The 13714-nt window shown below is 38.8% G+C and carries 9 protein-coding genes; 4 read left to right on the top strand and 5 right to left on the bottom strand.

All coding sequences use genetic code 11. The annotated features are described in order from the left end of the window. Positions 1 to 497: 497 nt before the first annotated feature. Positions 498 to 3416, bottom strand: a complete 2919-nt coding sequence (locus EOK74_RS20510; protein WP_133471993.1) for a TonB-dependent receptor plug domain-containing protein — start codon at positions 3414 to 3416, stop codon at positions 498 to 500. A 290-nt stretch (positions 3417 to 3706) separates the two neighbouring features. On the opposite strand from EOK74_RS20510, the gene EOK74_RS20505 reads away from it, so the two are divergent. The 3 genes from EOK74_RS20505 (at position 3707) to EOK74_RS20495 (ending at position 6953) form a co-directional block, all read left to right on the top strand. Further along, positions 3707 to 4264 (top strand): RNA polymerase sigma factor, encoded by a 558-nt coding sequence (locus EOK74_RS20505; RefSeq protein WP_133471992.1) that lies wholly within the window; start codon positions 3707 to 3709, stop codon positions 4262 to 4264. Next, positions 4261 to 5307, top strand: a complete 1047-nt coding sequence (locus tag EOK74_RS20500) for a FecR family protein (RefSeq protein ID WP_133471991.1) — start codon at positions 4261 to 4263, stop codon at positions 5305 to 5307. Before EOK74_RS20505 ends, EOK74_RS20500 begins: the two co-directional genes overlap by 4 nt. 161 nt (positions 5308 to 5468) lie before the next feature. After that, complete coding sequence (locus tag EOK74_RS20495) at positions 5469 to 6953, top strand: SLC13 family permease (protein ID WP_133471990.1); 1485 nt, start codon at positions 5469 to 5471, stop codon at positions 6951 to 6953. Between the two features lie 174 nt (positions 6954 to 7127). Here the strand turns inward: EOK74_RS20495 and EOK74_RS20490 are convergent, their stop codons facing one another. From EOK74_RS20490 to EOK74_RS20475, 4 genes are all read right to left on the bottom strand, one after another. Continuing rightward, entirely contained in the window at positions 7128 to 8300 is a 1173-nt protein-coding gene (locus tag EOK74_RS20490) for an FG-GAP repeat domain-containing protein (RefSeq protein ID WP_133471989.1), read from the bottom strand. Between the two features lie 15 nt (positions 8301 to 8315). Next, positions 8316 to 9260 (bottom strand): MBL fold metallo-hydrolase, encoded by a 945-nt coding sequence (locus EOK74_RS20485; RefSeq protein ID WP_133471988.1) that lies wholly within the window; start codon positions 9258 to 9260, stop codon positions 8316 to 8318. A gap of 2 nt (positions 9261 to 9262) precedes the next feature. Further along, positions 9263 to 9814 (bottom strand): RidA family protein, encoded by a 552-nt coding sequence (locus tag EOK74_RS20480; protein WP_133471987.1) that lies wholly within the window; start codon positions 9812 to 9814, stop codon positions 9263 to 9265. A gap of 242 nt (positions 9815 to 10056) precedes the next feature. Continuing rightward, positions 10057 to 12120 carry an amidohydrolase family protein gene (locus tag EOK74_RS20475; RefSeq protein ID WP_166638814.1) on the bottom strand — a complete coding sequence of 688 codons (2064 nt, stop codon included), beginning with the start codon at positions 12118 to 12120 and terminating at the stop codon, positions 10057 to 10059. 405 nt (positions 12121 to 12525) lie between these two features. Here EOK74_RS20475 and EOK74_RS20470 point away from each other — a divergent pair, with 405 nt between their 5' ends. Then, complete coding sequence (locus EOK74_RS20470; RefSeq protein ID WP_205964774.1) at positions 12526 to 13650, top strand: dipeptidase; 1125 nt, start codon at positions 12526 to 12528, stop codon at positions 13648 to 13650. The last annotated feature ends 64 nt before the right edge of the window (positions 13651 to 13714 follow it).

Here is a 13714-nt window from a genome sequence, read left to right as displayed (position 1 = left end):
TAAACGTTAAAATGCAATCTTTTGATGACCGCCCATTTCTGAAGGCGAGATAGTAGAGCCTGAGGCTAGCTTGAGTACTAGACATCTGTTACTCCTTTTTGATTGAGATAATATTACAAATAAGACAGCTGCAACTACTAAGCCGTTAGTGTGAATGAAGTTAAGTTGCTGTATTTAAAAGAACTATTTGTATTCTGGTTTTCTAAATATGCGTTCTAGATGGAAGGTGGTGTAAAATTTACATTGTAAGATTGTATAGAAAAACTAATGTATTGGAGTGGGCACAAATCATTTTTAACTTAATAAAGTGAGTCAACCCGCCGAGTGAAAAAAGTAAATTGGTCGGTTGTTATACTGATATTCGTGGATTATTCATCAAGTTGATGAGCTTCACCTACTTTATTACATAAAGAAGCCCTTTTAAAAAAGGGCTTTAATAAAAAAGATTAGTTTCTTTTAAACTTTATGTTAAATAAAGTATTAATTTGGCTTATTACTTAGAAAGTTATTTTGATACCGCCATAATAGAACCGACCTGTCAAATCATGCAATGAGCTATGGTTTTCACCAACATTCCCATCTCCGAATAAATTAGGGCCCTGATCATTGGTGATATTATTTATACCAAAGTACAAATTATGATCGCCACCCAAAACGTCTTCTATTTTATAAGAAATACGTAAGTTATGAGTCGTCACGTCTCTGATAAACAGATTTATTTTATCACTACAGTTACTATACTCATGACAAGCGTTAAGACGGTCTCTAGCATAATTGTCATTTAACATACTGCCAATATATAGGGTTCTCCATGATACTTTTAGTGGCCCATCTTTCCAGCTGACAGAGAATCGTCCTGTTCTATCAGGGGAACCTAATAAGCCAAGCTCGTCATTAATGAAAGTTTCACTAGTACCTGGTACAGGTGACTCCTCTTCTAGTTCTTTAATAATATTATAAGTTCCCGAAACTTTAAAAGAGCCCGGTAGACCAATATCTTCACCGTCAAAATTATATGAGAAGGTTGCATCATAACCTTTGGTTCTCAACTCATCGGTATTCAAAGATGTTTGTGAAACTTCTGTAAGTTGGCCTGTAGTAACATCTCTTACTGGAATACTGCAGCTCTCAGTTGAATTAAAATCTCCTGATGAATAACAAAGCTGTAAAATATCTTCTGCTTCTATTTCACTGATAGCATTCTCGATTCTAATATCATAATAATCTAGTGCGACAGTTAAGTTTGGAATAAAGTCAGGAGAGTAAACAACTCCGGCAGTGAAGGTTTTACCCGTTTCTACACCTAAGCCTTCATTACCAAATGTTGGTTGTTGCACTTGGTTAGAGTCATCTTCGAATATGCCTTCTGATGCGATAATTGAGGCGACGTTTGGATCTTGTCGACAAGTATCTGCATAAGACTGAGTTGACGTCGCTGTTACTAAATCACAAGGGTCATCTAGACCACCTTGACTACCCAAGCCTACGCTAAATAATTCGATGTTGTTCGGCGCTCTATTTGCTTCGGCAATAACAGAACGGAATGTAAGTTGATCATTTAGGACCCATGAACCACCAAATTTCCAACTGCTTATGCTACCAACCGTTGAATAATCACTTACCCTGTAAGCGCCTTCAACCGAAATATAGTCTGCAAAAAAGGTATCTTCAACCAACGGCATGATTAACTCTACAAATACTTCAGTAACTTCTTGTTGCCCTGTTTGGTCTACTTGTTGAGTGGCTGTACTTCCGCCTGAAGTACTAATGTTATCCCAACGGGTTTGACTTTTTTCTTCACGGTAATCAAAACCTGTTGCCATAGATAAAGGACCAGCCCATAAATCAACTAGGTCACCAGTTAACCAGCCACTAACCGTAGTTGTTTCATTTTTTGCTAATAACTTATCTGTTAATTTAAGCCAATCAACAGCATCATCTGTTACCGCGCCTAAACCGAATATATCCAAGGCTACACAACCAGAATCTCTGGCAAACTCATTCGCACATTGCAGTCCTAGTGAAGTGTCGGTCGCATCGACATATTCAACATCGATAGACTGTTGGTAGTTTGCCACAAGTAAATCGCCGGCTTTGGTTTGGGACCGACGCCATTCGCCATAGCCATAGTTTAATTCCCATGACCATGTATCAGCAAAGTATCCCCTTAAACCTGTCCACATTCGTAATGTGTCATTGTCGGCGTCACGATAACGATTGCCTAGCTCTGCCCATCTGCGACGAAAAGCGATGGAGTCATTACCAAGTTCAAGAGCATCATCAAAGATTTCTTGCGGAACATAAGGGTGCGGAGTGACCCCGTCTGATAAATAAAGCGGAAAGTCTTCAAACAGTCGAGTTGAGGTTGCTGTATCAGGAGTTCGATTTGAGTAAGTGTAGACAGTTGAATAATGGGCATTAGCAAAAAGCTCAACGTCGTCAGTCAAGTCAAATGTTAAGTGACTTGCCAATAAAAATCGCTCTCTAGGAATTGATGCAGTTTCTGGCCCTAGAGCAAAATACCCATCTTCCGAACGATTAAAATCTTCAGTTAGCTCTCCGGTACCACCGTTATCATAGAACCAATATTGTGAATCACTGCTAGGATCTGCTGCTGTTCCAGAGTTACCAGGAAAAAGGCCACCTAAAATATGAGTGCTCAGGGTTTCTGTAAACTCATCGGGGCTTTCAGAAGACGTTGATACTGTACGGGGATCTATCATTTTACTACGTTGATGTTCGTAGATAGCTGTTTCTTCATCCCATTCAAAAGCAAACATCAGGTTGCCGCGGTCATCATTAAAATTGGCACCAGCAGCAATCTCTATGCCTTTTTCATCATTTCCGCCTTCTTCAGATGTACCATAGCGATAGTCAAAGGTGAGCCCTTCAAAATTGCGCTTCGTGATAATATTAACCACACCAGTAACCGCATCTGAGCCATATAGCGCAGAAGCTCCTCCAGAAATGACTTCTATTCGCTCAACAAATGCATCAGGAATAGTCGATAAGCTAACCGTACTTCCAGTTGAAGTATTACCTACGGTTCTTCTACCATCAATTAAGGTCAAGGTTCTCTCCGAACCAAGGTTTCTTAAGGAAATGGTTGAAAGGCCACTGTCTTGGGCACTACTTTGTGATGTTTCAGTAGTGATACCTGGGCTTACCGCTGGAATCTCTGTGATTGCCTCGCTAAGTTCGTTCGCGCCGATTGCTTCTAAATCATCTATGGTGAGAGATTGTGCCGGTACAGGTAAAGAAAATTCTGTTCGTTTTATTCTAGAGCCTGTAACTTCAATTTTTTCAGTGTTACCAACTTCTTCCCCATTAGAGGTTTCAGCCGCTTTCAGTTGAAATGCCGTTAAAGACATTCCTACTAATATACTTTTACAGAGTAAACTTTTTTTAAATACCACTTTATGTGCCTCCAGAACTTATTATTTTTATTTAACCTAAACAGTTGAAAGGTTTTATATGCCTCAGTAAGTGCATAAAAATTCAATTAACATGCATAAGTAAGACACATGTAAAAGGCTTACCCCCCACCTATAAAAAAATAAATTAGAAATTTTTGTTTGCATTGAATTTGATTTTAATTTTAAAGTTGTTCTTGAATTTACTTTTAATATCCAGTAAAAATACTGCGCTTAGAGTCCTTGCTTGAAAAATAGTCCGCTAGTTGCGGTATAAAAATAAAACAGTTGTCATGCTTAATAAAAATAATAAATTTGATAAACTCATCATAGATGCGTTACCTGGACTCTTCAGGTTTTTGCGTGGAATGTCATTAAATGCGGCTGAAGCCGAAGATATTGTTCAAGATACCTGTGAAAGGTTAATACGAGCACAATCTACAGATAAGATTAATAATGTGATTAATCTCAAAGCTTATATGTACAGTACTGCGAAAAATATTACGTTAAATGAGTTTAGACGTAATAAAAATAAGCAAAAAGCCATCGATACCATAAAGGTTCAAGAAGGCCAAGGTCAGCCTGCTAATATAGAAAACGCAATTGAAGCTCAGCAAGATCTTCAGCAGGTACTTGAAGCTATTAATACCCTCCCTCCAAAATGTCGAGAAACTTTCATATTGCGGCATGTTGAACAGCTCTCTTATAAAGAAATCGCAGAACGCCAACAAGTTTCTATAGGGACCGTTGAAAAGCATTTAGCCAAAGGAGTTCGCTACACACACCTACTATTTAAGTCTATTAAGAAAGGTAGCGATACCGAAACGACGATCAAGAAAACGGCTTCATGACAATATACGAATGGGTTGTAGATAACATCCCAGACGACAAGCTTGATGAAGCAGCACTATGGATTGCCCGATTAGACTCAGAAGAAGTAACTAAAAAAACCCATCGTGATTTTGCTAAATGGCTCCAGAGTGATCCCATAAATGCTAAAGCTTATGAAGAGCTTACCCCGGTTTGGGCTAGGTTAAGTACTTTGAGTGAGCTCAAAGTACTAGTAGATCACGAAGATATTATTCCTTTATTTCAAGCTAAAACACTAACAATTGAATCTACAATAGGTGCAAGGGGGAGTGCACCAGGTTGGAGTATTAAAGCGACCTTATGTTTCTTAATAATTGGATTTTTAGCACTTATATTCTTTGAACCAAAACCCGATGTTTACTTTACGGTAAAAGGAGAGCAAAAAACCATAACGCTTTCTGATCAATCCACCGTTACTCTGAACACTGATAGTCTTATAGAAGTACGCATGACCGATGACATTCGTCAACTAACACTGTTAAAAGGTGAAGTTATTTTTGATGTTTCAAATGACGCGCGTCCCTTCAATGTTAATACTAGCTTCGGGAGTATTCATTCAACACATACTACTTTTCACATAGCAGATTTGCCTTCATCAAAAAAAATCCAAGTATACTCAGGTCAGATAGAGGTTATTCCACCCGTCGCCAAAGCCATTCTTTCAGAGTATGACTATAAAGCTAATCACGTTATTGAAGGTAAAGGGTTTGAGTTAGTCGCAGGGCAAGTATATCCAGAACAACAGGAACCCAATCTAAATACAAAGCCTACTTGGACCAAAGGGGTTCTGGTTTGGAAGCAGGTTCCTCTCTCCCTAGCTGTTGAAGAGTTCAGCAGATATGTTGAAGGGGGATTTCTAATCGCTTCAACCAATTTACCCAATGTTTATCTTAGTGGAACCATAGAAACTGGTGACGCGAAAACATTTATTGATATGTTGCAAAAGCAAGGTATTCAAGCAAACGAGTATCGCCCTGGCAGATATATATTAAGAAGTAAAAAATTACAGAGTAATGGGGAATAACTGATATGCAAGTGTCAAACTATATCAGAGAAGTAATATTTGCTCTAAATAGTCAATGTGCGGGCTATGTGATTCGTTTAGATAAGATAGTGCTATTAAAGGTAAAGGTTAATAGATGAGTAACTTCGTAAAACAGGGTTCAAGCAGAGAAATATAGAATTATGAATAGTAATCCACAAGCATCAGCAATAACCGAAGAGCGGCCTACCTATCAAAATGTTGGATTAGCCCTTGGCCCAGCATTATTTGCGTTAATGATGTTGTTTTCAGGCTCTCAAACCATAATGGAGCCCGTGGCTTGGAAAACTGCAGCTATAAGTCTGTGGATGGCTGCATGGTGGGCGACAGAAGCATTACCTGTATCAGTTACTGCTTGTCTTCCAATAGTTGTATTTGAACCTCTTGGTATCAAGTCTTTAAGAGAAGCGGCCGAACCTTACGCAAACCCTATCATCTACTTATATTTAGGTGGTTTTTTATTGGCATTAGCCGTTGAACGATGGAATTTACATCGAAGGGTTGCTCTGTTTCTTCTCTCTTTAACCGGAACCGATGGCGTAAAGCTTATTGGTGGTTTTATGCTAGCTAGCGCGTTTTTATCTATGTGGATGACAAACACAAGTACCACTTTGATGCTTTTGCCTATCGCGCTATCTGTGGTGGGAACGATACTCGACAATCAGCCTGACCTAACTGAAAAACAAAAAAGTAATTTTCAGATTGCTATGCTACTCGGGTTAGCGTACTCAGCAACTATAGGTGGTCTTGCTACTTTGGTAGGCACGCCACCTAATGCGTTGTTGGTTGGATTTATGAATGAAAATTATGACTATGAAATTAGCTTTTTGGAGTGGATGGCTGTTGGTCTTCCAGTGTCAATGATATTGCTACCTATTGCTTGGCTAACCTTAACTAAACTCTTATATCCAGTAAATATTCCAGAAAGCAAAGAAACCTCGGCTTACTTACAAAAGCTTAGAGATGAGCTTGGACCAATGACTTTAGCAGAAAAACGCGTGGCCATAATATTTTCAGTTGTTGTCGTCGCTTGGATGCTGCGAAAGCCAATCGCTATTTTTTGGGATATTCCGGGACTATCTGACCCAGGAATTGTGATGGCTGCTGCCATACTCTTATTTATCATTCCTAGTGGTAATAGACATCAACCACAGCTTATGACTTGGCACGAAGCAGGAAGGTTACCGTGGGGAGTGTTGCTCTTGTTTGGTGGCGGTTTATCCTTGGCTGCAGCTGTTGCCGATAGTGGTTTGGCGTTATGGTTAGGTCATAGTTTAGCTCCTCTAGGCACATTGGGGGTTTCTATGTTGGTCTTAGCGTCAGTACTTTTAGTTGTGCTTCTTACGGAGTTAACTAGTAACTTAGCAACAACCGCGACTCTATTACCGATTATGGGAGCAATTGCTATAGAGGCAGGCATAGACCCGCTAATGCTTTGTGTGCCAATTGCCATGGCAGCAAGTTGTGCCTTTATGTTACCTGTTGCAACACCACCTAACGCTATCGTTTTTTCGTCAGGCTTTATTAAAATACCTCAAATGGCTAAGGCAGGCATCCTTATGAATATTATCGGAGTGTTGTTACTGACATTATTATCAATTTATTGGGTGCCTCATATTTGGGGCTAGTTGCCAAATATTTAAAAAGTAAGGTGTGTAAAGACACTTATACAGATTATTTGAATTCAGGTGTTCTATTCTACGTTAGGTGAAAGGACAGGAGTAGAAGATAGATACAAAATGGGATCTAAATACAGGTTTAGATCCCATTTTTGAGGTGGCAATAGCAAGGGAAGTAGCAGTTTATTTCTTTGATGTTACTAACTTTTGGCGATACATATAATTAGCCGAACCTGAATTACCTGCAACGATATCTGGAAGCGAATCGCCATTAATATCTCCTACGGCAAGTGCGTAGGTTTTATCTTCTTTTTCGCCAATTTCTGCAAGCAATGTTAGTTTTCCTGAGCCGTCGTTCAAAAATACTTGGTTGTAATCTAAGTCATTAGCGATAACCACGTCACTGTCCCCATCCTTATCGAGATCGTGAATTAAAACCGCATAACTCCTGCTTTTTTCATAACTAAAAGGCTGAGAAATCGTAAAGTTCCCATTCCCTTTATTTAAAATTACAGTATTTTTTTCACCAATGTTAGCCGTCACAATATCCGGTAAACCGTCATTATTCATGTCGGCAACCGCGACGCCTCGAGTATCATCCTCACCAGATCCAAAGTCTATGGATTTAACGAAATTTAAACTTCCATCGTTTAGCAATATTTTATTTTGGTCGCCGTTTCGATTAGCTTGGACTAGATCAACAAAACCATCGTTATTCATATCATGAACCACAACCGCCAGTGTTCTATCCTTTAAATTACCATAGGTTAATTGTTCATTATTTTTAGATCTTGAAGATAAATTACCTTTACCATCATTTAAGAAAATAAGATTGGGTGTACCTCTACAATTTTCTAGAACATCTAAATCATTATCCCCATCTATATCTGCGACGGTAATACTTCGAGTGGCTGAGTGAACACTGCCGAAGCTTTTAATAACGTTGAAATTGCCACTGCCGTCATTAAAATATATCTGATTTTCAAGCCTATCATTGGGTTGAATAATGTCTAAATCACCATCAGAGTCAATGTCTGCTAGAATTGCTCTATAGGATGTCGTGTCGATATCTCCGAGCTTAACTCTACTACTGAATCCTCTATTATCAGCATTTAAATAAACATAGTTTGCCTGTGCCCAATGACGGCCATTAGACTCAACTAAGTCAATATCCCCATCATTGTCTAAGTCACCTAAAGCTACGCCGCCGGTGAAAAAGTTTTCCACAGAAATGGGGTATGCCCCTCCTCTTTTAGGATAACTAATTTCACTGTCTGCAGCACTGCTATAGAAAGAGAGTAAATTTAACGTACTGGCTAGAAATACCAAACCTAGATTGAGTCTATTTAAGTTCATAAAATATCCTGTTGATTAGTCTATAACTATCGTTTTTAAGTGTATCGGGAAAATAACATCAGTTTTAGGTGCGACTTTAAGAACATTTTCTCTAAATGGAATGAGCTTTTTATTCACATTTACCTCTTGGGAAAAGCCATAAGGCCAACTAAAGGAGTCCCAATGGGTTGGGATCACAACAGGGGGCTTCCCAGTTAACTCGATTAGTCGCTCATCGTAATTGTAAATATTTAATCTAGAACCATTCACTCCTGCTAACAGAATATCAGGGGTTAGGTCTGTCATTTCACGCTGTAAGAAGTTCATTGAGCCCATAGTTAACACTGTTTTATTCTTGAACCTTGCGAGAAACATAAGTGAACCACCTTCTACAAATTGATTTATTGTAAGTGGGGCTTTCAATTCAGTATTACCATCATACCTGCTTGAATCATGATATAGCTTATTGTTTAGAGCAGAGTGAATTGACGGCATAACACGCACAGAAAAGTTCTCGAATTGATAATCTTCTCCTCCGACAACCACATATATTTGCTCTTTTGGTACTCCATAAGCTAACAAGATCCTTTGTGTTGTCTCTGTGCCTATTATTTTGGCGCCGGTTTTTTTTGCAATATAGGGCACGTCGCCTAAGTGGTCATGGTGACTGTGATGTATTAATATATAGTCAGCATCAGTAATAAGTTTGTCTACCTGCGTCTTATCTATTGGGCCTACATCGTCACCTGAATAAACTTTACGGTCATCTCCATCAAGCTCGCGACCTTTAAGCTGCAAGCGAGATACATAAGGATCAAGAAGAACGGTAATATCTCCATCCTTAATAATCCATCCAGCAGTCCCTAAGTAAGTCATCTCTAACGAGGGGGTATTTGTCTTTTCTTCAACTGCCCCAGCACTTGTTATAAATACCAATGCGAAAGAGAAAATAAAACGGTGAAACAGATTATTAACTTTCATACTTAGTCTCTCACTTCTACAATCATTTCAATTTCAACAGATTGGCCACGAGGCAATGTAGCCATCCCTACTGCTGCCCGGGCGTGCTTTCCCTTTTCGCCAAACACTTCTACTATGAGATCCGAAAAGCCATTAATTACCGCGGGTTGTTGAATAAAGTCGGGTTCACAGTTAACCATTCCTAGAACCTTCACCACGCGAACCACCTTGTCCAAGTCACCTAACATTTCTTTCAATACCGCCATTTGATTGATGGCGGTTTGGCGAGCACCTTCGTATGCTTGTTCGATTGACACATCTTTTCCTACTTTCCCTCTCAGCTCTGTGCCATCTGGGTAGTAAGGCCCTTTGCCTGCAAGAAAGATTAAGTCGCCTGTCCTCACCCCATTTACGTAATTCGCAACTGGATTTGGCGCTGGAGGTAATGTTATTTTCAGTTCTTTCAATCGTGCTTCTGGGTCATATTTTTGTTGAGCGTTAACACTACCGCTGAGCCCTATAATAGTAATAAAAGTTCCTGTAATTAGGGACTTTAAAAATTTTGAGTTTCTCATGGGCTATCCTTTCATTGTTTTATAATTAACCTCAATGTATTCGTAATCAAACACAATTGAAGTAGTTCAGAATAATAGACACTCTAGGCTTAAGATCCCCCCACAAATCATTATTCTAAAGACGCTGAATGATTTTTAACGTGACGAGAAGAAAATAACTAAAGTTAGAAATTTAAAGCTAGATGTGAATACAAAAATGAAAAAGGTAAGTTAACAAGAATTAACTTACCTTTTGAGGTTTATTACCTTGTAGGTTTAAAATCTGCCGCTTTAAAAAGAGGCTTACTTTGATAATAATTTCCATTGGTTATAACAGCAGATACTGAACGTAAATTTTCAATCTTATCTAGTGGATTTTTGTCTAGTATTGCTATATCCGCCTCTTTTCCTACTTCTAGGGTACCCGTCAGTTTATCCATTCCCATCAATTGTGCAGGAACAATAGTCGCGGCTCGGATAGTGTCTAATGCTGACATTTTAGCCAATTTATGAAATGACTCTAGTTCAAGCCAAAGACTAAAAACGGGTACGACGTTATCCGTGCCTGCAATTATAGGAATCCCGGCTCGATGGAAATGCCCAATTATATCCATAGCGATCTTATAATTCTTAATCCCTTTTTCAGTTGCTTCTGGAGAAAGACCGCTTCTAAGGCGTTTGCTTTCCCATAGTTCATAAGCAATCCTATAAGCATCTGGTTCTAACTCTTCAATTTTCGATCCCCATTCCATTGTCCTCGCCACATCTAAGGCAACCGTTGGCTCAAGGGCGACATTATGTTCTAACAAGAACTCAGTGGCACTTGCGAGATCCTCTTGTGTAAACTTATTGTCTACCAGATAGGGCCTTTTTAATGATGATGGTTCTCTGTCTGGGTAAAGAATTTTCAAAAAGATACTATGATGGCTTAAGTGATTCATACCCATCTCAATTCCAGCACGAATACTTGGCATTTTGGTTGGAATATGGCCGGTAATAGTCAAGCCTAATTTCTTAGCTTCATCTATCAATATTTTTGCTATATCTGGATCCATTGAGCTATATATTTTTATCTGCTTGTACCCTTTTGAATGGTACATTTGGGCAACACTTCGAGCCTCTTCAGGTGATCTAGCTCTAATCACGCCATTCCCTCTTTTACCTGCTCCATCTGTCATCCCTGCTAGTAATATATCTGGTCCAACAAGGCCACCGGCAACAGCATCTCTAAATGCAGTCGCAAATTCTACTTCATTGCCGTTGTCACGTATGGTTGTTACTCCCGCGGCTAAATATGCTGGCGCCCACTGAACTTGATTCGAATGAGCATGCATATCCCAAAGCCCTGGAATTAAAGTTTTACCTTCTAGGTTTATCGTTTTAGCATGACTAGGAATGACTACTTGGTTGCGTTTGCCAATATCGATAATTTTTTTGCCTTGATAAATCAAAGTCATGTCTTTCATGACGTCTTCATTAAGGCCGGTAACTATATCCGCACCAACTAATGCAGTTAATGGAGCTGTTTCTGTCTTAGTTTCTTTAGTGTATGCCACTAATTGCTTGATTTGCTCTTCTACATTTCCATCAATGAAAGTCTGTAAAGCATCTTCATACCCTTTGCGTACCATCTCTCTGATTTGAGTGTTGGCTTTTACCAGCGCCACCAAATCGCCTTGTTGGTTTAACCATATTGTTCTGCCTCCCCAATTTATTCCTGTAACAACATATCTATCGAGCATTTCCTTTTTGCCATTAACAACCACTTCATCTTGCTTTGAAAACGTGACGGTAACCTCACCTCGGGGAAATGTTTGAATGGTTTTAGGTTTGCCTTTTTCTAAAAAGTAGTGATACAACATCATCTCTGCGGCTGCGGAAATGTTGCTATGAACAGGAAAAAACAACTCGGGTTTCTTAACTGTAACTGAGTCAAAATTTTTCTCAGTAAAAGTGACTGATTCAGACTTTCCATTGAAAATAAATATAGGCTGGCTTTGCTCTCCTCTCACTCTTTTACTTGAATAAAATAAGGGCTCAAGTGTATTAGTAAGATATAGCTCGCTAACGGTTCCAGATACTCGACCTCTTTCATTTTCTCCTTGTAAGGAGGTAACAATTATTTTTTCTTGATCAGAAATTATCTTGTAAGTCTCTTCACCTATAAGTGACTGTCTCCTATAAATTTGAAATGAAGACTCTTCGTTAATGTTTTGCCAAGCCTTTTCTTTAGAGTCATTAGCACAACTAACTAATCCTAGTGGTATGAGTATTAGAACTAATTTAGTAACTAATAAACTCAGTTTATTTTTCAACAAAAATTTCACAAATAGCCTCTTATTATTGTTAGGTGACAGGTAGCCGTTCTGAGTATTTAGCCAAAAGACTTTAACAAAACGAATACACATCAATTTAGTAAATTATAATGCATTGACACTTGAAACCTGTTTATCCCCCCTCCGTAATCAAAATCAATCATATTAGTAAGTAACAATGATAAAAATTTATTCTATGACAAGGGGGGGATTTCTAAAGCTAAAGTGTCTAACAACTGAATGGGCAGGGGTACAAAGTATATTTTCGAAAAATTGTAATTCTTAATATTCATTTACTGCAGAAGATTTGCGCAAATGTTGTTACTGAAACCGTTAGTTTATCAACAATTTGGCGTGTGCATATAGTTAATGGGTTACCTAATTTTTAAATTAAATAGATGGGATATAAAGTAAACAATGAATAATGAACGCAGAAGTATTTTAAAAATGTTATCCATAGGTGCACTTGCCCAAAGTCAGATAAGCAATGTTTTCGCAAGCTCTGCAGGAAAGGCCTTATCAGGTGTTGATTCTTCAAATCAAAAACACATAGAAGAGCTATTCAGAAAATCGATAGTTATTGATGGATTAGTTATACCAAAGGGCTGGAATCAAGATTCTTTTGAGGCATTGCCCAAATCAGGGTATACAGGGTTCGCTACTTCACTTACGTCTTACAACCTAAAACTTGCTTTAAACTCTATAAATGAGTGGCATCAAAGAATTGAGGACAATCCAAATAAATTACTTTTAGCAACAACTGCAGCAGATTTTATTAAGGCAAAAAAAGAGAATAAAACCGCGGTATTGTTTGGCTTCCAAAACTCAACCATGATTGAAAGGTCTATCGACAACATAAATCTTCTTTATGAAAAAGGCACCAGATGGATTCAGTTAACTTATAACCAGCGAAACTTGTTAGGAGATGGCTCTACTGAAAGAACCAACTCAGGGCTTTCCGATTTTGGAATTGAAGCGGTGGAGAGAATGAATGAACTAGGTATTATTGTTGATTTATCGCATTGTGGGCCAAAAACCACTGACGACGGGATTCATTTTAGTAAAACTCCGGCTTCATGCAATCACACAATGTGCGAGGCGCTTCACAGAAATCACCCCCGAGCTAAAACAGATAAGCAAATTAAGGCATTAGCTGATAAAGGCGGAGTGGTTGGAATTATTTCGTTGGGTTATATGCTTGGGCCAAAGGTAAGAAAAGAGACTACATTGGAAACCTATATCGATCATATTGATCACGCAGTTAAGGTGGGTGGGATTGACCACGTAGGTGTTGCTTCGGATTTCGCTATTCAAGGGCTCGAAGCAACAGGTGCGACTAAAGAAAATTGGTATACCCCGAGGCTAACTCGCTTTAAACCTTCTTATAAAGTTCAGTGGCCCGCATGGATCCCTGAACTAGACGAACCAGAAAGGTTCTTAAATGTTGCTAAAGCTCTAGATAGAAGAGGCTATAGCACTGGCGATATTGAAAAGATATTAGGTCTAAACTGGCTACGCTATTTTGATGAGGTTTTAAAATAGTAAGGCGTAACTATATGTGTGGCTTCTTGCATGCTAGTTTTATGTTCCGAAATGGCTAATGGAT

The sequence above is a fragment of the Paraglaciecola marina genome (genome assembly GCF_004360155.1).
GTDB classification, from domain to species: Bacteria; Pseudomonadota; Gammaproteobacteria; order Enterobacterales; family Alteromonadaceae; genus Paraglaciecola; species Paraglaciecola marina.
This window is presented reverse-complemented; position numbering and strand designations above follow the sequence as displayed.

Coding starts and splice junctions, on each gene's coding strand:
- EOK74_RS20485 (WP_133471988.1), bottom strand. CDS start 9,260: ATGAAAGTTAATAATCTGTTTCACCGTTTTATTTTCTCTTTCGCATTG.
- EOK74_RS20505 (WP_133471992.1), top strand. CDS start 3,707: ATGCTTAATAAAAATAATAAATTTGATAAACTCATCATAGATGCGTTA.
- EOK74_RS20470 (WP_205964774.1), top strand. CDS start 12,526: ATGAATAATGAACGCAGAAGTATTTTAAAAATGTTATCCATAGGTGCA.
- EOK74_RS20500 (WP_133471991.1), top strand. CDS start 4,261: ATGACAATATACGAATGGGTTGTAGATAACATCCCAGACGACAAGCTT.
- EOK74_RS20480 (WP_133471987.1), bottom strand. CDS start 9,814: ATGAGAAACTCAAAATTTTTAAAGTCCCTAATTACAGGAACTTTTATT.
- EOK74_RS20495 (WP_133471990.1), top strand. CDS start 5,469: ATGAATAGTAATCCACAAGCATCAGCAATAACCGAAGAGCGGCCTACC.
- EOK74_RS20490 (WP_133471989.1), bottom strand. CDS start 8,300: ATGAACTTAAATAGACTCAATCTAGGTTTGGTATTTCTAGCCAGTACG.